Here is a 20037-nt window from a genome sequence, read left to right on the forward strand (position 1 = left end):
TCTGTCTGAGTTGTATCATAGTAGTCTTGTCATTCGACAACAGGATTCGACATTCGGATTGACAAAGCGATGCCTTTCGCTGGATACTTAAAAAAAATCATAGTGAATCAATCGGAATTAAGGAGCGTTATCATGCCTATCAAAGGAATCAAGAGATCCGCGTTCGCCCTTGTCCTTGCGGCCAGCCTCGCCGTCGTATCGGCTTGCAGCAATTCGAGCACGGGCAGCAGCGGAGACTCGCCGGAGCCGTCCGGCAGCATCAAGAAAACGGTCAATGTCGGCGTGACGTACGCCCCGAGCGGCATCAACCCGCTCGCCCCCGTCGGCCTGGTGTCGACCTACGTGGCCAGCCTCATGTTCCCGCCTCTCGTCGATCTGGACTCCGATCTGGAGTATAAGCCGATGCTCGCCGATTCCATTGAAACCGCCAACAATAAAACGTTTGTGATCAAGCTGAATCCGGGAGCGAAATGGACCGACGGAACTCCGGTGACGTCCGATGACGTCATCTTCACGCTTGGCCTGATGAGCAACGCGAAGGTCGCTTCCAATTACGCCTACATGTTCGCCATCGTAGAAGGCCTGGACGATTCCGGATACTTGCCGGAAGGCAGGACGGACATCGGGGGCGTGAAGAAGGTCGATGAGCATACGCTCACGATCACGACGAAGGCGCCGACGACCATCCGGATCTTCAAGGATACGATCGGCAAGAACCTGCTGACGCTGCCGCAGGCCGCGCTGAAGGACATCGCTCCGGAAGACATCAACAAGAGCGACTTCATGCAGAAGCCGGGCGTGACGAGCGGTCCGTTCAAGATCGCGAGCATCGACCGGGACCACTATGTCCAGATGACGGCCAACAAGGACTACTTCAAGGGCGCTCCCAAGCTGGAGCAGCTCAACTTCAAGGTGCTGCAGGGCACGGCTGTCGCCGCCCAGCTGCAGAGCGGCGAGATCGACATGAACATCCCGTCCGCAGGCGTCATTCCCGTGAGCGACTATGAGAAGGTCAAGGGATTGGGCAACGTGACGACGGTGGAGGGCCAGCCTCTGGCGACCCAGTTCATGTATATCAATGAGAAGGCCGTGCCGGACGCGAAGCAGCGCCAAGCCATCTCCTATGCGATGAACCGCGAGATGATCGTGGAGAAGCTGCTGCACGGTGCCGGGGAAGTCGTGGACGGCTTCTTCACAAGCTACAGCCCTTACAAGGACGGGAACGTCCAGCCGGCGGCCTACGATCCCGAGAAGGCGAAGAGCCTGCTGCAGGAATCCGGCTGGGATGCCGGCAAGACGCTGAGGATGTACGTCCTCTCCGGCGACGCCACGCTGGAGCAGGCGTCCAACATCATCGCCGAGAATCTGAAGGCTGCCGGCGTGAAGGTGCAAATCCAGATGATGGACCTGGCCACGCTGATCGACAAGCTGGTCAAGATGGATTACGATCTCGGCATCCTGACGGTGTCCCTGACTCCGATCAATCCGCTGCCCGATCTGGCCTACTTCCTCAATGAAGGCAATCCGAGCGGGTACAAGAATGCGGATGTCGAGAAGCTCATCGCTTCGATCGGAGCGGAAGTGGACGAGGCCAAGATCGCCGAATCGTACAGCAAGCTGCAGCAGCTCGTGGCGCAGGACGTGCCGATGCCTTCGATCTATGCCGCCAAGGCTCTCGGAGCTGTGAACAAGCGGGTATCAGGCGCCCAGCCGAAGGACTTCGGCATGTTCATCAACGTCAATGAATGGGACGTGAAATAGAGCCGCATGCCAAGCAGGGCGGATACGGAGAAGGACCGGGTCCTGACGGTCAGCCATCTCCGTACGGTATTTGACGCCGACCACGGCGCCGTCGTCAGCGTCGACGACGTCAGCTTCGGGCTGGACGCGGGAGAGACGCTGGCGATCGTCGGAGAGTCCGGCAGCGGCAAAAGCGTGACGGCCCTATCCATCATGAGGCTGCTCGGGAAGAGCGGCCGTGTCGAAAGCGGACAGATCCGGCTCGGCGACGCCGACCTGCTCGCCTGCGGCGACAAGGAGCTGGAGCGCATCCGGGGCAACCGGATCTCGATGATCTTCCAGGAGCCGATGACCTCGCTCAATCCGGTCTTCACGGTCGGCTACCAGCTGACCGAGGCGATCCGGCTGCATCTCCTGCCGGACAAGCGCAAGGCTCGCGCTTATGCGGTGGAAATGCTGCGGAAGGTGAAGCTGCCGCAGCCGGAGCGGATCATGGACGAGTATCCGTTCGCCCTCTCCGGGGGCATGCGGCAGCGGGTCATGATCGCGATGGCGCTCGCCTGCAAGCCGGAGGTGCTGATCGCGGACGAGCCGACGACGGCGCTCGATGTCACCGTGCAGGCGCAGATCATGAGGCTGGTGAAGGAGCTGTGCGCGGAGACGGGCACAGCCGTCATCCTGATCACCCATGATCTGGGCGTCGTGGCCGAGATGGCCGACCGGGTCGCGGTCATGTACGCCGGCCAGGTCGTCGAGGATACGGATGTGTTCACGCTGTTCGAGAGCCCGCAGCATCCCTACACGCAAGGGCTGCTTGGCTCCATCGCCCGGCTGGAGGCCGACGGGGATTCCCGGCTCGTCCCGATTCCGGGCACCGTGCCGTCCAGGTACGAGCAGGTCAAGGGCTGCCGGTTCCATGACCGCTGTCCGCTCGCGAGGGAGAACTGCCTCGATCATGCTCCTCCGCTGCTGGCTGTGGAGGACGGCCACTCGGCGCGCTGCTGGTATGGAGATGAAGCCGGGATGAAATGGAGGAGGGAGCGTCATGGATAACAAGCAGGCTCCTCCATCCCCTCCGCTTCTGGAGCTGCAGGGGCTGAAGAAATATTACCCGATCCGCAAAGGTCTGCTGAACCGCGTCGTGAACAGCGTTCAGGCCGTCGACGGGGTGGATCTGTCCCTATCGGCGGGAGAGACGCTCGGGCTGGTCGGGGAATCGGGCTGCGGCAAGTCGACGCTGGGCCGCACGATCGTCGGACTGGAGCGGCCGACGGAAGGACGCATCCTGTTCGGGGGCAAGGATGTCGCGGCCAGCTCTTATGCCGAGATGATCCCGCTGCGGACCGAGCTGCAGATCGTCTTCCAGGATCCTTATTCGTCCTTGAATCCGCGCATGACGGTCGGCGATCTGCTCGCGGAGCCGCTCAAGGTGCACCGGATCGTGCCGGACAAGGACCGGTCCGCCGAGGTGGGCCGGCTGCTGGAAGCGGTGGGGCTGCCGAGGAGCAGCGGGAGCCGTTATCCCCATGAGTTCTCCGGAGGCCAGCGGCAGCGGATCGGCATCGCCCGGGCGCTGGCGCTGAGACCGAAGCTGATCGTCTGCGACGAGCCCGTCTCGGCGCTGGACGTCTCCATCCAGGCGCAAGTGCTGAACCTGTTCAAGGAGCTGCAGCGGGAGTTCGACCTGACCTATCTGTTCATTGCCCACGGCCTCGGCGCTGTCCGTTATGCCAGCGACCGGATCGCCGTCATGTACCTGGGGAAGATCGTCGAGATCGGCCCGTCCCAGGAGCTGTTCCGCCGTCCCAAGCATCCCTATACGAGGGCGCTGCTGGACGCCTATCCCATCGCCGATCCGCGCCGCCGCGGCAGGGAGAGGATCGAGCTGCAGGGCGACGTGCCGAGTCCCGTCGATCCGCCGCGCGGCTGCCGCTTCCATACGCGCTGTCCGCTTGCCCAGGCGGTATGCCGGGAGGAAGAACCGAGGCTGATCGGAGAGGGCGGACGCGCTGCGGCCTGCTTCTTCTCCGATGTGGTCGATTGAAGGACTCACCGCTTATGATTCGAGGTGCTTGGAATGGTTAACTATGTGCTGCGGCGCATTCTGACTGCGCTGCCGGTGCTGCTCGGCGTGACGGTCATCAACTTCATCATCATGAGGATGGCGCCGGGCAATCCCGTCGACATGCTCGTCAGCCCCAAGCTTCCCGCCGCGGCCCTCGAAGCCAAGCGGATCGAGCTCGGGCTCAACGATCCGGCTTATATCCAGTATTGGCAATGGCTCAAAAATCTGGTCCTTCACGGCGATCTCGGCTACTCCCTGATCACCTACGAGCCGGTCGGGCATATGATCATGGACCGGCTGGGGCCGACGGTGCTGCTGATGGGCACCGCCCTCGTCCTGGGACTGGCCGCCGCCATTCCGCTTGGCGTGCTGAGCGCGACGAAGCAGTATTCCAGGCTGGATTACCTGGCTTCGACCGGTTCCTTTCTCGGCATTTCGGTGCCGAACTTCTTCCTTGGCCTCGGACTTATCTATGTGTTCGCGATTCAGCTGAAGCTGCTGCCTTCCGGAGGCATGACCGTGCTTGGAGGAGAAGGGGGAGCCGGCGACGTGCTGCTGCACCTCATTCTTCCGGTTCTCGTCCTCACCGCCAATGTCGCGGGGCGGAATATCCGCTATGTGCGCTCCAGCATGCTGGAGATTCTGGGACAGGATTATTTGCGGACCGCGCGGGCAAAAGGGCTCCGGGAATTCCTGGTCGTCAACCGCCATGCGATGAGAAACGCCCTGATTCCGATCGTGACCGTCGTCGGCATGGAGATTCCGCTCCTGTTCGGCGGCGCGGTCGTCATCGAGCAGATCTTCTCGTGGCCCGGCATCGGACAGCTGACGCTGTCCTCCATCATGAGCCGCGATTATTCCACCCTGATGGGGCTCAACCTGGTCGCAGCGGTCGTCGTCGTCGCCGCCAATCTGGCTACGGACGTCGTGTACGCCCTTGTCGACCCTCGCATCAACAACAGCTATCAGGGGGATAACGGGCCATGAATCCACTCAAACGGTATTTCGGAAGGCCGTCCATGCCCCCGGCCGACGCGGGCCTCGACCTGCGGGGAGATGAGGGCGTAGCGGGCTCCCGCGGCATGTTCATCCGCCGCTTCAAGCGGCACAAGCTTGGCGTGGCCGGTGCCTTCGTCATCGGCTTCATGGCGCTGTGCGCCATCCTGGCGCCGCTCATCGCCCCGTATGATCCGGCCGCTGTGACCGATGCGTTCGGCGCAGCGCCGTCCTGGAAGCATCCGCTCGGCACCGATGCGATCGGGCGGGACCAGCTGAGCCGCATGATCTATGCGGCGAGGGTATCGCTCGCCGTCGGCATCGGGGCGATGGCGATCTCGGCCGTCATCGGTACGGCGCTGGGGCTCATATCGGGGTATTTCGGCAAATGGGTGGACGGCTTCATCATGAGGCTGACCGACATCTTCATGGCCTTCCCGTATATCATGCTCATCCTCGTCGTCGCCAGCATCGTCGGTCCGGGCCTCGCCAACATCATCCTCATCCTCGGCTTCCTGGGATGGCCCGGGGTGGCGAGGCTTGTGAGAGGCAATGTGCTGGCGATCAAGCAGACGGACTACGCGCGGGCGGCCATCGCGCTCGGCTACCGCCGCCCGCGCATCCTGCTGCGGCATATTCTGCCGAATACAGTCGCTCCGATCCTCATCTATTCTACCTCCGGCGTAGCCGGCGCCATTCTGGACGAGGCGGCGCTCAGCTTCCTCGGGCTCGGCGTCCAGCCGCCGGACTCCAGCTGGGGCAATATGCTGGCAAGCGCCCAGTCGCTCACCGTCCTGACCAGCCAGCCGTGGATGTGGGTCCCTCCGGGCCTTATGATCATCCTCGCGGTGCTGGCCGTCAACTTTGTCGGGGACGCGCTGCGCGATGCGCTCGATCCGAAGAACCACCGATAGCATGAAGGCATCCCGCTCCAGGGATGCTTTTTTGCATGAAGCCGTTCGGCGGCGGGATGGGACCGAGGATGACAAGACCGGAATCTTTTCATAAAATGAAGCTTATTGGCCCTTGCTCATGCAGAGGGAATGGCGGAGGCGTGCGGCGCTGGAGCTGGAATGGTATGCTGGAGGCCTATTGAGGCGCGTGAAGGGAGAGGAAACGGACATGAAGAAAAACCGAATCGGTTCATCCGGTCTGCTCGTCGGCGAAATCGGCCTCGGCTGCATGTCGCTCGGCACGGAGGAGGGCAAGGCGGTCGCGCTCGTCCATGAAGCGCTGGAGCTCGGCGTCAACCTGCTGGACACGTCGGATCTGTACGATGCCGGGCGCAATGAGGAACTGGTCGGCCTGGCGATCAAAGGACGCCGGGACCGCGTCATTGTCGCCACGAAGGTCGGCAACCGGCGTTACCCCGGACAGGAGGGCTGGACGTGGGATCCGTCCAAAGCCTATATCCTGTCCGCCGTGAAGGACAGCCTGCGAAGGCTCGGCACGGACTATATCGATCTGTACCAGCTGCACGGAGGGACGATCGGCGATCCGATCGGCGAGACGATCGAAGCGTTCGAGCAGCTGAAGCGCGAGGGAGTCATTCGGGAATACGGCATTTCCTCGATCCGGCCCAACGTCATCCGGGAGTATGCCGCACGCTCCTCGATGGCCAGTGTGATGAACCCGTACAGCATCGTCGACCGCCGTGCCGAGGAAGAGGTTCTGCCCCTTCTGGAGCAGCGAGGCATCTCCGTCATCGCGCGCGGTCCGCTCGCGAGCGGAGCGCTTGCCGCAGGCCGCCAGCCGGCCAAGGGGCTGGCGGATTACAGCCTGGAGGAGCTTGGCGAGCTGCGGAGCGGGCTGGAACGGCTGGCGGCGCCGCAGCGGGGCTTGACCCAGCTGGCGATCCGCTACTCGCTGAGCCACCCTGCAGTCGCCGCCGCCATTCCGGGCGCGAGCTCGCGGGAGCAGCTGCTGCAGAATATCGCCGCTTCCGAGGTGCCGGAGCTGACGGAGGAGGAAGCCGGAATCATACGCGGGCTGAGCAAGGCGAATGTCTACGCCCGGCATCGGTAGCATTGGCGCGGCATGAGCGGAAGGATTCGGAGAGGAATGAGGAAATGGGGTCTTTGTTCAGCAATATCAAGCTCGAGATACCCCGTGCCATGACGTTGGCCGAGCTCGAGGAGGCGTTGGACGCCATCATGGACGGAAGGAACTGCGAGCGCAGCGAGGTCCCTGCCGGCCGCACGATTCACGTAGCCTGGGATCGGAACGGCAAGTGGCTGACGATCTACGACGAGGGAATCGAGGCTGGCGATTGGGACGAGCTTGACGGCATGACGGCGCAGCTGTCGCTAAGAGCCGGCACATACGCCGTGAGCAATGCCGTACTGGACGGCAAGCTGCTGCGGATGAGGCTCTTCGAGCAGGGGCGGGCAGCGGACTTGTTCATCAGCGACCCGGAGCTCTACAACGGGATGACGGGGCAGCGGCGCCAGAGGAAGGGGCAGCTGTCCAAATGGCTTCCGCTCCAGCAAGAGGGTCCCGACAAGCCGGGGCTGGCGGAGATCTGGGAGAGGGAAGAGGCTGTCGCCGAGGATACATTGGCGGCGTTGGCCGGTGCCTTCGGGTGGTCGGCGGCGGCTTCCGGAATGGGATTGCCGGAGTGGGAGGAGATGGGACAGGACCATGCTCCTGCCGTTCTTCGGCTTCATTTCCGGGACCGTGATCCGGCTTGAGATAAGCGGCGCGCGTAAGATTCGCGGTTGCGGCGCGCCTGATCCGAGCCAGCTCCCTGGCGGCTTCGAGGAACGCAGCGGGGGCGGGATCAAGCTCCAGATTGCCTTTGCCCACGTCCTCCATGACTATCGTGGCGCTGTCGCCGGTTTCGAACGAGCCGAAGATGCGGGGGCTTGGGGACGAAGCGGAGCAACCAGGTCGCGGTAGACGGCATGCTCGGCGGCCATTTCCTTGCCTCCCCACTTGACGATTCGAGTTTCCCCGGAAGGCAGCGTTGTCAGGTAGACCTCGGACAATGCCCTTTGGCGAAGGAGCGTCCAGGCGATCGCTTCCCGAATGAGCGGGGCGGAGCGGAATGGCTCGAAGCGGATTGGAATCATTAGCATGGCCTCCGTAGATTAGATTGGGTACGGAGGAAATGGTGACATGCTGAGCCCTCAAAATATAGACTGTTTCGGCGGGCTCTGTTATGATGTTGAATAAGGTCTTGGAAAAATTCGGGACTCTTTTTTTGTGCCTGAATTAATCTTTCGCCCTGAATAGCGGCCGACCCGGGAGGGATTTGGATGCGGCTCCGTCGCTGGAAACGAAATGCAGCCTATCACGGCATTCGCTTGCTTCGGCAGCGTCAAGGCTCCCACCGGATCTCGCTTGGAGCCGTTCTCGGCTTCCTTCCGTGCTGGTATCCGACCTTCGGCATCGGGCTTCCGCTGTCGCTCGGCTTGATTCGCCTGTTCCGCGGCAATGCCGTGTCCGGGCTGTTCGCGGCTTCCGTCGGGACCTTCCTGTGGCCGTTTCTCTTCTACGCCAACTACCTTACTGGACAGCTGGCCAGAGAGCTGTTCGCCCGCCCGGCCGAGCCTGAATTGGACGAGCTTCTCTCCGAGCCCGCCGCGGACATCAGCTACGAGGAGACGGCCGACAGCCTAGGAGCGCTGAGCGGCATCGGCGTTGATTTCCTGATCGGATCGATGCTCAACAGCATCTTCGTTTCCGCGGCGATGTACGGCCTGCTCCGAATTGTCTGGACCCGGTACCGTCTTTCCATGCTGAGGCATGTGCGGGCCCGCATCGCAGGTGCGAGAGCCGTGGCGGCCGGAATATAACTTCAAAAAGGAAGGACGGCGCCCCGGACGGCGCCGTCTTTTTGAGTCGGAAAAAGCGGGAAGGATTTTCTGCGTGTTCGTGTCAAGGCACTCATAAGGTACTCAAAGGCATTCGAAAAAGCACTCGAAAAGAAACCCGCAAGGCTCTCGAAATGGCATCCGAAAGATCTCGCATAGGCGCTCGCAAGCACTCGCAAGGCGCCCGCAATGGCTGTTGAGCAAGGCACTCGCAAGGCGCCCGCAATGGCTGTTGAGCAAGGCATTCGCAAGGCGTCCGCTATGGCTGCTGCGCAAGCTCCTCCAACCCGAGGCTCTCCGCAAGCCCGCGTCTGCCTGCCTCGGTCACCCGAACCGCGCGGCCTCCCGGTATGCGCTCCAGCCATTCCAGCTCGAGCAGCCTCGAAGCGATGGCGGCGCCGAGGCTTCCCGCCAAGTGATGGCGCCTTTCGCTCCAATCCAGGCATTTCCGGGCATAATGGCGGCGCTGGCCTGAGGGGGCGTCGACTGCGACTCCAAGCTCCAGCAGCTTCTCCCGGCCCGCTTCGGCGAGCGCGTAATCCGGACCGCAATCGGAGAGGAAGCCGAGGGCGAGCAGACGGTCGGTCAGCGCGACCCCTACCTTGCCGGCGAGATGATCGTAGCAGGTGCGGGCATGGCGCATATGCCTCTGCTCGTCCGATTCGCGCAGCGACTTCACGGCCTTGGCCGGCGCGATGACAAGCATGGCCTCCAGCGCCTGGCCGACCTCCGGTCCGGCAAGCCGGTAATAACGATGGCGTCCGGCGGCTTCCTGCCGCAGCAGCCCGCCCTCCACGAGCTTGGCCAGATGCGAGCTGGCCGTCGCCTTCGATACGCGCGCCGCCTGGGCGAGCTCTCCGGCGGGCAGCGATTTTCCTCCGATCAGGCTCATCAGCATCGCCATGCGGGAAGCGTCTCCGATCAGAGCGGCGATCGCAATCATGTCGGGAAGCCGTTTGCTGTCCATGTTCTGTTCCTCTCTCCTTTTGCATGCATCGTTCGACGACGGACGAATTCATCCCATGCTACCATGAAGGCATCCGGAACATAAAGGAGCAAACGGCAATGAATCGTTATCTGTACGGGGCGCTTGTCGTCCTCGCCACCTTCCTCATGGGCTCCTCGTTCTCGGTCGGCAGGATCGGCCTGGACTACGCGTCGCCTCTGCTGCTTGCCGGCATGCGCTTCACCCTGGCAGGCCTGCTGATGGCGCCGTTCGTGCGGCGGATGCCGCTGCCCCGCAAGCTGTCCGGCTGGGCCAAGCTTGCGGCGGTCGGCCTGTTCCAGACGACGGGGGTCATGGGCTGCATCTTCCTCAGCATGCGGACGATTCCTTCCGGGGAGACCTCGATCCTGACCTTCGTCAACCCGCTGCTCGTCGTCGTGCTCGGCTCGGCATTGCTCGGGAGGAAATACAGGCTCGCCCAATGGCTCGGAGTGCTGACCGGAGCCGCAGGCGTGTTCATCGCGCTGGGCGGCTTCCGCATGCATGCCGCCGAAGGGACGTGGCTGGGCCTCGGAGCGGCGCTGTTCTGGGCGGCCGCCACGCTGCTCGCCAAAGCTTGGGGAACGGAATTCAACAGCTGGGTGCTGACAGCGGGGCAGATGCTGTTCGGCGGCGTTCTGCTGCTTGCGCTCAGCCTGCTCGCCGAGCCGGTCCGGCTGAATCTGAACCCGGCTTCAATCGTCGTGCTGCTCTACCTGGTCTTCATGGGATCGATCGTCCAGTTCGCCGCGTGGTACTATGTGCTGAGCCGCAGTCCCGATCCCGGCAAGACGAGCTCGTTCCTGTTCCTCGCGCCGCTCTTCGGCGTCCTGTCCGGCCGCTTCATCCTGGGAGAAGCCATCCAGCCTGCGCTGTATGCAGGAGGCGCATGCATTCTAGCCGGCATCTTCCTGGCGAACCGAAGCGGACTCCGACAGCGATCCGCCGCTGGGGCGGGCGAAGGAGCCTCTCTTGCAGCTGAAAAAGGGAACAACCTTTAATCCGACAAAGTACATAGGAATAGTGTTGACATTGGCGATGGGGAGTTGTAGACTCTCTGATGGACGCGGGCTTCATCATAGAACCGGGGCAGCCCGGCGGATTTCGGCATCCGCGCGGCTTGCGCGCTTCCGTTTCTCCCTGGCACGGCAGGTCCGTGCCGGGGATTTTTCCATTCAAGCCGCTCGAGAATTAGGCAAACGTATGTTCCTGTGTTAGAATAAAGGCATACATAAAGTTTGCGGGTTAAAGGAGTTTTGCTTCATGAACGACATTTCAACTGTTCTAGACGAATTCGAATCGGCTTCAAAATGGGCACGCAGCCTTGACGTCGCCGAGCAGGCTTGGAATCGCCCGATTGCGGAGGGCAAGGCCACGATTGCAGGGATTGTCTCTCATTTGCTTAACTGGGACCGTTATCTGATCATTTATACGGTGCCGACGGTCTTGAAGGGGGAGGCGATCATCTTTCCCGAGTTCAACGCGTTCAACTCGTCAGCCTACGAGTATGCCGAGTCCGGGGTGAAGCAGGAACAGCTGCTCGCGGAATTCGCCGACACGCGCATGGAGCTGTGCGCCCTGCTGCGCTCCGTCGGAGAAGGAGAGATGCTCCGGGCCGTATCCGTCAACGGCGCCTCCCACTGCCCGCATACGGGCAGCCCTTACTCTCTGCTCTACGTTCTGGGAGAATTCGTCGACCATGACCGCCATCACCAGAAGCAGATCGAGCTCGCGGCTTCAGCCCGTCCGGTGAGGCAAAGCGGCTAGAGCAGCCGCAGCATGCCGGCATCGGCTGTCCCGGATTTGCCGCTTTCAATTCCGTTCTTATTTGCCGGTTTTATAACATGCGAAAAAACGTCCCTGCGACGCAGCCCGCTTCGCATATTCGGCTTGTGCTCCTAAAAAGAGGCCGTCCAGGAATTTCTGGATGGCCTCTTTTTTATCGGTTTGACGAATCGGACAAATCTATGCACCGCTGTGAGCAGGCAGAGGCAACGAGCGCGTAGTGCCGCAGCCGGGCGGACCCCCCGCTACTGCACGGAGCTCAATACCCGCTCCCGGACCGTCTTCTCCGCAGGCTTGCCGAGCGCCAGTTCCAGCGCCCAGAGGACGGCGCCGGCAGCAGGCGGAGCCTCGAGCAGGACATAGCGGCACTCCTGCCCGGACAGGCTTCCGACATGATGCCTGAACCGGTCCCGCATGATGGGAGAGGACGCCTTGACCCAGACGGAGCCGGCCATGACGATATCGACCGGCTCCTCTCCGAAGTCGAGCCCGCGGATGCAGCCTGCAGCGGACAGGGCCATCTGGCGGGCGGAATGATCGACCGCCGCGAACGCCGCCTCGTCTCCCGCCGCGGCGGCCTCGAGCAGCACGGTGACCAGCTCCGTGTAAGGCAGGGAGCGGGACGTCGCCGCCTCGACGACGCGCTCGATGTACGGTTCCTTGCCGTCCAGGCCGAGCAGCCTCATGACCGGCTCGGTCATGGCGGTCGGCTGGCCGAGCCGGAAGAAGGCGTCGTAGACGATGCGCAGCGCGCGCCGCGCCAAGTAGTAGCCGCCGGCCTCGTCGCCGGACAGCTCGCTGCCGACGCCGCCGATCTGCAGCCGCCGGCCGGAAGGCGAGATGCCGCCGGTGCAGGCGCCCGACCCGTTGATGGAGCAGACGCCGCTGCCGGATTCGCTGCCGGCCTTCACTCCGAGGAAGCTGTCGTTGTCCATCGCGAAGCGGGCGAAGCCGAGCTCCCCGATGATCCGGTTCAGGCTGGCCTTCTGGGAGGCGATATCCGCTCCGGCCAGGCCGAAGGCGGCTGCCGCGGCATCCTCGGCGCGCAGTCCGTTGCGGGAGAGGAGCAGGCCGAGCTGCTCTCCCATGACCCGCTTGGCGCTGATGTAGCCGTCCTTGAACTGCTCGTGGCTGCATGTGCCGGAGCGGATGGAGTCGATCTTCCTGCCGTCCAGATCGAACAAATAATAATCGGTCTTGCTGTTGCCGCCGTCAACGCCGATGACGAATGCGTTTTTCATGTGATGGTCCTCCTCGGCGCCTTACGCGAACTGCGGGAGATATTCCCGGTGAGCTTCCTTCAGCTCGTCGAAGCAGGCGCGGGCCGCGTTGTAATCGCCGACGAGCGGGTTCATCATGAGGGCGCGCATGGCCGCTTCCTCGCTGCCGGACACGGCGGCAGCGACCGTCTCGCGCTCGTAGGCCTTGATCATCACCATGTAATCGCGGATATGGGCGTTGTCGAGCTCCGGCAGAGCAACCGGCTTCGCTCCGTCCTTGCCGATGACAGCCGATATTTCCACCGCGTCGCCGTCTTCCATGAAGCCTAGAGCGCCGTTGTTCAGCAGATTGACCACATGGATCTCCTGCTTGTCGTTCCAGATGGCGTCGACGAGGCTGATCGCCACCTCGGAGTAGTTCGCCCCGCCGCGGGAAGCCAGCAGCTCCGGCTTCGTATGGAGCTTGGCGTCGGCATACATGCCGAGCAGGTCCTCCTCGATCTCCATGCAGCGCTCCCCGCGCGATTGCTGGCTTTCCATGAGAAGCTTCAGCTTCTTGTTTTTGAAATAGTAGTATTCCAGATAAGAAGAAGGGATGGCGCCGACGAGCTGCACGAGCTCCTTGCTGAAGCCGCTGGAAGGGATGTTCTTCATCGTCTCGCTGTTGAGGCCCACGTCCAGCGCTTCCTGCAGGTAGTCCTTGCCGTCGTGCTCGATGGCCGTGATCCAGCTCAGATGGTTAAGGCCCACATAAGTAAGGCTTGCGTCGGGCAGCTCCATCGAAGCGCGGATGCTCTTGAACATATTGTAGGGAACGTTGCAGAGGCCGAGCATCTTCACCTTCGTATGGGTAAGGATGGCTTCGGTCAGGATGCCGGCGGGGTTGGAGAAGTTGATCAGCCAAGCATCCGGGCACAGCTGCTCCATGCGTCTGGCGATGTCGAGCAGGACCGGAATCGTGCGCATCGCCTTGAAGAAGCCGCCGATGCCGCAGGTTTCCTGGCCGATCATGCCGTGCTTCAGCGGTATGCGCTCATCCAGCACGCGGGCCGGCAGCTTGCCGACGCGGATCTGGCCGAGCACGAAGTCCGCTCCGCGCAGCGCTTCGTCCAGATCCTGAGTGAGCGCGACGCGGCAATCCATGCCGGCCGCTTCGATCATGCGCCCGCTGAGTCCCCCGACGATGCCGAGCTTCCGCTCGTCGATGTCCATCAGCGCGAGCTCGCTGAGCGGCAGCCCGTCCTTGCGCTTGATGATGCCCTCGATCAGTTCGGGCGTGTACGTGCTGCCGGCTCCGATAATGGCGATTTTCATCCCGTATTCCATCTCCTTTAGCCTTTGCTGGTCCAACCGGACGCTGAGAAATGCGGCTTGCCGTTTGTCCGCGCGAGCGGATATCGATCTCCGCCGCCAAGCGGGCGAAGCCGTTTTGCAGGGGCCTTTCCGCTATGTGGGCTATTCTAGCACAGGTTTTCCGGTACGGGAATGAAAAATTGAAATTTTTATTCGAATGGTATATAAATAATTAAAATAAAATTTTAGTATCTGGATGACGACAGCTGGATTCCTCTATATCGCCATCATGGATCGAGACTTCTCTATTCCGCGCGAGCCTTCAGCGGCCCGAAGAGAGATTCAAGCCGTTTTGCTCGGACAACCCTTGTTTTTCGCACCGGGAGCGTATACGATAATGGCGCTGAACAAGCGGATTTCATCGCCAGCCAAGCGGCAGCCGAGCAATACGGATCGTCCTCTCGAGCGGCGACGGCAAAGGGCCGCTTTCAAGTAGAGAATAAAAAGAATGCTGCGCACTTCATACATCTTATTTCACCCGGAAACGGCAGGAGGCGGCCTATGGCAATCAACGACAGCGTTCTCATCAAAATCCGTGAGCGGAAAGACAGCTTGACTCCTGTCGAGCGCATGGTAGCAGAGTATATTTTGGAGAACAAGGACGAGATTCCGCATCTGTCCATCAAGAACCTTGCTCAGGGAAGCCGCACCAGCGACGCGTCCGTCCTGCGCTTTTGCAAGACAATGGGGTTCAGCGGCTACCGCAGCTTCATCGTGAGCATATCGGCCGCGCTCGGCTACAAGGAAGAGACCGGCGAGGAGCAGTATACCGACATCCAGCCGGGAGACGACCTGCAGACGATCATCTCCAATATCGGCCGCAACAACATGATGTCGATCGAGGACACGCTCAGCCTGCTCGACCGGGATGCCGTGGCGCGCGCGGTCCAGGAGCTGCGCACCTGCAGCCGCATGTTCCTGTTCGGCATCGGCGCATCGGGGCTCGTATGCGAGGATGCGGAGCAGAAGTTCACGCGCATCAACAAGAACTGCCACGCCTATCTGGACGGCCACAGCCAGCTGACGGCCGCGACGCTGCTGCGCGAGGGCGACGTGGCGATCTTCATCTCGAACTCGGGCAATACCGAGGAGATTCTGGACTCCCTCGACATCGCCTGCAAGAGCGGCGCGCTGACGATCGCCATCACCAAGTACGGCAAGAGCGAGCTGTCCGAGAAAGCCGACCTGCTGCTCAGCATCTCCACGCCGGAGATCACCATCCGCAGCGGAGCGATGGGCTCCCGGATCGCCATGCTGACCGTCATCGACATGCTTTTCGCCGGTGTGGCGAGCGCGGACTACCAGCAGGTGAAGCATTACCTCTCCCGGAGCCACAACATCATCGCCAGCAAACGCAGGAGATAGCGGGGATTATGCATTCCGACCTTCCATAAACAGGGCATTCGGGCATGAAGTCCCGGATGCCCTGTTTTTGTGGGATGCGGAAAGCCGGAATTTATGTTAACTTAACTCCCATGAAAATCATCTTTTTGGACAAGATCTGATATAAAATATCAACATAATGTTTTATTTTAAAAATTTATTTCAAAATGTATTGACCACCCCGTTTGCGAATGCTTAATATTAGAGATGCAAGACGCAATCAACGAATCGATCCGCAGGCGCCTTGGCGCCGCGATCCAGATCACGTTAGGGGAATCAAGATGAATGAATACCTTGCCAGCTTGACGACGGAGGGAATCAATCCCGATACGCTGTCCATCGACGAATGCTCGACCGAGCAGATGCTGCAGCTGATGAACCGGGAAGATGCCAAAGTGCCGGCGGCCGTGGCGGCCGAGATTCCGCTTATATCCGAGGCTGTGGACGTCATTTACGAATCGTTGTCGAACGGGGGCCGCATGTTCTACATCGGAGCCGGAACCTCGGGAAGGCTTGGAGTGCTTGACGCCTCTGAATGTCCGCCGACCTTCGGCGTTGATCCGCTGCTTATCCAAGGATATATAGCCGGAGGGGACCAGGCGCTGCGGACGGCGGTGGAAGGCTGCGAGGACGACGGGGACGAAGGCCGCGCGGCGATCGACCGGATCGGCGTCACCGACAAGGATGTCGTCGTGGGCATTTCCGCCAGCGGCAGCGCCGCTTATGTCATCGAAGCGCTCCGTCGGGCCAGCGAGATCGGAGCGGCCGCCATTGGAGTCGTCAACAACAAGCGGACGCGGCTCAGCGAAGTGTGCGACATCTGCATCGCGCCGGTCGTCGGCTCCGAAGTCATCTCCGGCTCTACGAGGCTGAAGGCGGGAACGGCGCAGAAGCTGGTCCTCAACATGCTCAGCACCTGCACGATGGTGAAGCTGGGCAAGACGTACAACAACCTGATGGTCGACCTGAAGGCGAGCAACAAGAAGCTGTACGACCGGTCCCTGCGCATCATCCAGAACGCTTCAGGGGCGGATGAGGCGACCGCGGCACGCGCTCTTGAAAGGGCTTCCAAGGACAGCAAGCTTGCGATCATGATGATCAAGACCGGCCTGGAGCCGGATGAGGCGAGGGCGGCGCTGGATGCCAGCTCCGGCAACCTCAAGGCAGCGATACGTATCTGCGCACAGGCCAACTAAACCGCTCAGGGCCGGATGCGAACCTATAGAATTGGCTCACCATTAAAAGGGAGGATCTTGAAATGAAAAAAAGATCAAGATTTGCCGCAACCGCACTCGCGCTCGTCGTCTCTGCCGGCGTCGTATCCGCCTGCGGAAGCAACAATGACGGCGGCAACGCCGCAGCCGGCAACACCGGCTCGGAAGGCGCCAGCGCCAAGAAAGACACGATTACAGCCCTTCTGCCTCCGGTATCCGCCAACTTCCAGGCCAACTTCAACCAGATGGAAGCCGAATTCACCAAGCAGTATCCGAACCTGACCCTGAAAATCGAGCCGGCAAGCTGGGAAGACATGACCCAGAAGCTGGATACGCAGGTGAACGCCGGCAGCCCTCCGGATATCGCCTTCATGGGCTCGGAAGGCATTTCCAAATACGTTCCGCTGGGCATGGTGATGGACATCAAGGACGCCGCGACGCCGGAGATGATCGCCGACTTCGACGAAGGTCCCCTGAAATATATGTACAACGGCGACGGCCTGTACGGCTTCCCGGCCTACATGGAAGTCCACGCGATCGGCGGCAACAAGCCGTTCCTCGAGGAAGCCGGCATTGACTGGAAGAAGGTGCAGCAGAACGGCTGGACGTTCGACGAGTTCCGCGAGGCGATCAAGAAGGGCGTCGTGAAGGAAGGCAATGCGACGAAGCGCTACGGCTTCGTATTCGCCACCGCGGGCGTGACTTCCAAGGACTACCTCGGTATTCTCGTCAAGAACGCCGGCATGCCCGCCGCCTTCGACAAGGATCTCAAATATGCCTATACCAGCAAGAACTATCTGACGCTGCTCACGAACATCCGCCAGATGATCGACGACGGCTCGATGCCCAAGGAGCTCAGCTCCATCGACGCCGGCAAGCGCTGGAACATGTTCCTGACCGGCCAGACGATGATTACAGGCAAAGGCATGGCCGTCTTCGAGAACTCGTCGCGCCTGAACAACGAGAAGATCGACAAGAACGACGGCAGCGCCGTCAAGGACAGCATCAAGACCGACTACGTCGTGCTTCCGGTTCCTTCCTTCGCAGGCCAGCCGGCCGTAGCGAACTCCATCGTCGACGGCTATGTCACGTTCCGCGGCAAGAAAGAGCCGACGGCCGAGCATAAGGCGAACGTCGCCAAGGCGGCTTACTTCCTGGCCAGCGGCCAGGTTGCCGCAACGACCAACGGCGAGCTGTTCTCCGCGCCGATCACGAAGAGCTCGCGCAAGGCTGCCGAAGGCATGGAAAGCAAGCAGAGCCCGGAAAACAAGGCGGCGGTAGAGCATCTGCTGTCGACGGCCGCTCCGGCCCGTCCGGACATCCCGGCCGAGCTGGGCGCCAAGGCGATCAAGCTGGAGACGGAAGTCATCGTGCCGAAGCTGCAAGCGCTGCTCGCGGGCGAAACGACGCCGGAAAAAATGTACGAGGACGTGAAAAAGGCCGCCATCGACACGTTCGGCGCGGACGGAGTCGTACAGGATTAGCCCCTTGCTCGATAGCCGCCGCCTCGGATAGCCGCCACAAGCGGCTATCCGATCTCTTTTATCGGATCGGAAAGAATGACAAGCGCAAGCTTTATCCCTCTACTCCAGGCAAGCGAACGCCCGCCGGTCAAGGCGGCCAAGTCGATCTGCTTGGAAGCCTACCAGCGGAAGCGGAAAGGAGTCCTGCATCATGGCACGAGAAGCTTCAACCATCAAGACCAAATACCGCTTGAACAAAGGGGACGGAGCCTGGGCCTACGCCTTCATCGCCGTCGCTCTGGTCGTCTACGCCATGTTCACGGCCTACCCTGTCGTCAGTGCCTTCATCATCAGCTTCCAGGACTACAAGCCGCTCGGCTCGTCGTATGTCGGCCTCGACAATTATGTCTCCGTCTTCAAGAGCGACCTGTTCTGGAAGTCGATGGGCAATACCGTGCTCTACACGGTGCTTACCGTCCCGGTCGCGCTGATGCTCAGCTTCGGCGTGGCGATTCTCATCATGCCGCTCAAGAAATGGATGCAGACCAGCTTCAAAGCCATCTACTATCTTCCGGCGGTCGCCTCCGGCGTCGCCCTGTCCGTCGTATGGCTGTGGATCTTCGATCCGCTGCAGTCGGGCATCCTGAACCAGCTGATCGGCTTTTTCGGCATCAGCAACCAGAACTGGCTCGGCGCAAGCGCGACCTCCATGTTCTCCCTCGTGCTCATGTCCTGGCTGTCCAGCCACGGAACGAGCATCATCATCTACGTCGCCGCCCTGCTCGGCATCGACAACAGCTATTATGAAGCGGCCGATATCGACGGAGCCTCGTTTCTGCAGAAGATGTGGCATATCGTCCTGCCCTGCCTCAAGCCAACCACGCTGTTTCTGCTCGTGACCGGAGTCATCGGCTCGTTCCAGGTGTTCCAGAACGCCTACCTGATGACCGGCGGCGGACCGGACCATTCCACGACGATGGTCGGCCTGCTGATCTTCGACACGGCATTCAAATACTTCGAATTCGGCAATGCCGCGGCGCAATCGCTCGTGCTCGCGCTGGTCATCGCCGTCATGGCTTTTGTCCAGTTCAAGTTCCTGGGCAAAGACGTGGAATATTAAGCGGAAGGAGGCCGGGACATGGGCTTATACAACACTCACTTAGGCAACACGATGCTGCGCAACCTGCGCAATGCCGTCATCATCTTCCTCCTTCTGCTGTTCGCGCTGGCGACGCTGTTCCCGATCTACTTCATGTTCATCTCCTCCTTCGGAGATCCGGTGGAGGCGGGGGCGGTCAGCTATTCCCTGTGGCCGGAGAAGATCACGCTCGATTCCTACAAGTTCTTCTTCGATTACAGCGAGTACTCGTACCGTTGGCTGGCCAACTCCCTGCTCGTCGCGACCGTGACGATGGTGTCCAACGTCGTGTTCGCCACGATGGCGGGCTACGCCTTCGCCAAGATCCGCTTCCGGGGCAGCAAGGTCCTGTTCGGCGTCCTGCTCGTCGCCATGATGATTCCGTACCAGGTGACGCAGGTTCCGCTGTACATCCTCATCGTCAACGTCTTCAACATCTCCAACTCGTATACGGCGCTGATCGCGCCGAGCCTGGTCACCGTCTACAACATCTTCCTGGCCAAGCAGTTCATGGGCTCCATACCGAAGGAAATTCTGGAGAGCGCCAAGGTGGAGGGCTGCAGCCAGTGGCAGATCCTCACCCGCATCGTCATGCCGCTGTCCAAAACCGTCATGGCCGTCATGGCCATCCTTACGTTCATGGAGGCGTGGAATACGTTCTTCTGGCCGTTCCTCGTGACCAACACGATGGACATGCAGACGATCCAGGTCGGACTCAAGAACTTCCGCTTCGCCAATACGACGTATTTCGCCCCGATGATGGCGGGCGCGACCGTATCGGCGCTGCCGATGTTCATCCTGTTCTTCAGCCTGCAGCGCTACTTCCTGGAAGGCGTCACTGTCGGAGCCGTAAAAGGCTGACGAGCCGGCCTGCGGGAGC

19 protein-coding genes are annotated in these 20037 nt (G+C 61.2%); 15 read left to right on the forward strand and 4 right to left on the reverse strand.

All coding sequences use genetic code 11. From position 1 onward, the window contains the following. The first annotated feature begins 132 nt into the window (after positions 1 to 132). The 7 genes from CIC07_RS00860 to CIC07_RS00890 all read left to right on the forward strand — a co-directional run bounded on the left by CIC07_RS00860 (position 133) and on the right by CIC07_RS00890 (position 7491). The gene (locus CIC07_RS00860) at positions 133 to 1761 is read left to right on the forward strand and encodes an ABC transporter substrate-binding protein (protein WP_157741988.1); all 1629 of its coding nucleotides are present in this window, start codon (positions 133 to 135) and stop codon (positions 1759 to 1761) included. A gap of 6 nt (positions 1762 to 1767) precedes the next feature. Beyond that, positions 1768 to 2793: an ABC transporter ATP-binding protein gene (locus CIC07_RS00865; protein WP_076359571.1), complete on the forward strand. Its 1026-nt coding sequence runs from the start codon at positions 1768 to 1770 to the stop codon at positions 2791 to 2793. After that, the gene (locus tag CIC07_RS00870) at positions 2786 to 3784 is read left to right on the forward strand and encodes an ABC transporter ATP-binding protein (RefSeq protein WP_076359570.1); all 999 of its coding nucleotides are present in this window, start codon (positions 2786 to 2788) and stop codon (positions 3782 to 3784) included. The genes CIC07_RS00865 and CIC07_RS00870 overlap by 8 nt, the downstream gene beginning before the upstream one ends. 33 nt (positions 3785 to 3817) lie before the next feature. Beyond that, a complete protein-coding gene (locus CIC07_RS00875; RefSeq protein WP_076359569.1) occupies positions 3818 to 4792 on the forward strand; it encodes an ABC transporter permease in 975 nt (324 codons plus the stop codon). Further along, positions 4789 to 5715: an oligopeptide ABC transporter permease gene (gene opp4C, locus CIC07_RS00880; RefSeq protein ID WP_234993103.1), complete on the forward strand. Its 927-nt coding sequence runs from the start codon at positions 4789 to 4791 to the stop codon at positions 5713 to 5715. The genes CIC07_RS00875 and opp4C overlap by 4 nt, the downstream gene beginning before the upstream one ends. Positions 5716 to 5923: 208 nt before the next feature. Beyond that, positions 5924 to 6826 carry an aldo/keto reductase gene (locus CIC07_RS00885; protein WP_076359653.1) on the forward strand — a complete coding sequence of 301 codons (903 nt, stop codon included), beginning with the start codon at positions 5924 to 5926 and terminating at the stop codon, positions 6824 to 6826. A gap of 44 nt (positions 6827 to 6870) precedes the next feature. After that, a complete protein-coding gene (locus tag CIC07_RS00890; RefSeq protein WP_139334463.1) occupies positions 6871 to 7491 on the forward strand; it encodes a hypothetical protein in 621 nt (206 codons plus the stop codon). Between the two features lie 126 nt (positions 7492 to 7617). Here CIC07_RS00890 and CIC07_RS00895 read toward each other — a convergent pair whose 3' ends face one another. Continuing rightward, on the reverse strand, positions 7618 to 7872 hold the full coding sequence (locus CIC07_RS00895; protein WP_076359567.1) for a hypothetical protein: 255 nt from the start codon (positions 7870 to 7872) through the stop codon (positions 7618 to 7620). Between the two features lie 186 nt (positions 7873 to 8058). On the opposite strand from CIC07_RS00895, the gene CIC07_RS00900 reads away from it, so the two are divergent. After that, positions 8059 to 8598 carry a DUF2062 domain-containing protein gene (locus CIC07_RS00900; RefSeq protein WP_076359566.1) on the forward strand — a complete coding sequence of 180 codons (540 nt, stop codon included), beginning with the start codon at positions 8059 to 8061 and terminating at the stop codon, positions 8596 to 8598. A gap of 277 nt (positions 8599 to 8875) precedes the next feature. Here the strand turns inward: CIC07_RS00900 and CIC07_RS00905 are convergent, their stop codons facing one another. Continuing rightward, complete coding sequence (locus CIC07_RS00905; RefSeq protein ID WP_076359565.1) at positions 8876 to 9583, reverse strand: ArsR/SmtB family transcription factor; 708 nt, start codon at positions 9581 to 9583, stop codon at positions 8876 to 8878. A 98-nt stretch (positions 9584 to 9681) separates the two neighbouring features. Here CIC07_RS00905 and CIC07_RS00910 point away from each other — a divergent pair, with 98 nt between their 5' ends. Beyond that, positions 9682 to 10602 (forward strand): DMT family transporter, encoded by a 921-nt coding sequence (locus CIC07_RS00910; protein ID WP_076359564.1) that lies wholly within the window; start codon positions 9682 to 9684, stop codon positions 10600 to 10602. 262 nt (positions 10603 to 10864) lie between these two features. Further along, positions 10865 to 11368 carry a DinB family protein gene (locus tag CIC07_RS00915; protein WP_076359563.1) on the forward strand — a complete coding sequence of 168 codons (504 nt, stop codon included), beginning with the start codon at positions 10865 to 10867 and terminating at the stop codon, positions 11366 to 11368. Between the two features lie 263 nt (positions 11369 to 11631). Here the strand turns inward: CIC07_RS00915 and CIC07_RS00920 are convergent, their stop codons facing one another. Together CIC07_RS00920 and CIC07_RS00925 are read right to left on the reverse strand one after the other, a co-directional pair. Beyond that, positions 11632 to 12627, reverse strand: a complete 996-nt coding sequence (locus CIC07_RS00920; protein ID WP_076359562.1) for an N-acetylglucosamine kinase — start codon at positions 12625 to 12627, stop codon at positions 11632 to 11634. A 21-nt stretch (positions 12628 to 12648) separates the two neighbouring features. Continuing rightward, positions 12649 to 13920: a 6-phospho-beta-glucosidase gene (locus tag CIC07_RS00925; RefSeq protein WP_234993102.1), complete on the reverse strand. Its 1272-nt coding sequence runs from the start codon at positions 13918 to 13920 to the stop codon at positions 12649 to 12651. Positions 13921 to 14460: 540 nt separating this feature from the next. On the opposite strand from CIC07_RS00925, the gene CIC07_RS00930 reads away from it, so the two are divergent. From CIC07_RS00930 to CIC07_RS00950, 5 genes are all read left to right on the forward strand, one after another. Continuing rightward, on the forward strand, positions 14461 to 15324 hold the full coding sequence (locus tag CIC07_RS00930; protein ID WP_076359560.1) for a MurR/RpiR family transcriptional regulator: 864 nt from the start codon (positions 14461 to 14463) through the stop codon (positions 15322 to 15324). Between the two features lie 299 nt (positions 15325 to 15623). Continuing rightward, entirely contained in the window at positions 15624 to 16538 is a 915-nt protein-coding gene (gene murQ, locus CIC07_RS00935) for an N-acetylmuramic acid 6-phosphate etherase (protein ID WP_076359559.1), read from the forward strand. Positions 16539 to 16600: 62 nt separating this feature from the next. After that, positions 16601 to 18040: an ABC transporter substrate-binding protein gene (locus CIC07_RS00940; protein ID WP_076359558.1), complete on the forward strand. Its 1440-nt coding sequence runs from the start codon at positions 16601 to 16603 to the stop codon at positions 18038 to 18040. A gap of 190 nt (positions 18041 to 18230) precedes the next feature. Beyond that, the gene (locus CIC07_RS00945) at positions 18231 to 19139 is read left to right on the forward strand and encodes a carbohydrate ABC transporter permease (RefSeq protein ID WP_076359557.1); all 909 of its coding nucleotides are present in this window, start codon (positions 18231 to 18233) and stop codon (positions 19137 to 19139) included. 18 nt (positions 19140 to 19157) lie between these two features. Continuing rightward, positions 19158 to 20018 (forward strand): carbohydrate ABC transporter permease, encoded by an 861-nt coding sequence (locus tag CIC07_RS00950; RefSeq protein WP_076359556.1) that lies wholly within the window; start codon positions 19158 to 19160, stop codon positions 20016 to 20018. The last annotated feature ends 19 nt before the right edge of the window (positions 20019 to 20037 follow it).

The organism is Paenibacillus sp. RUD330 (genome assembly GCF_002243345.2).
Lineage (GTDB): Bacteria > Bacillota > Bacilli > Paenibacillales > Paenibacillaceae > Paenibacillus_O.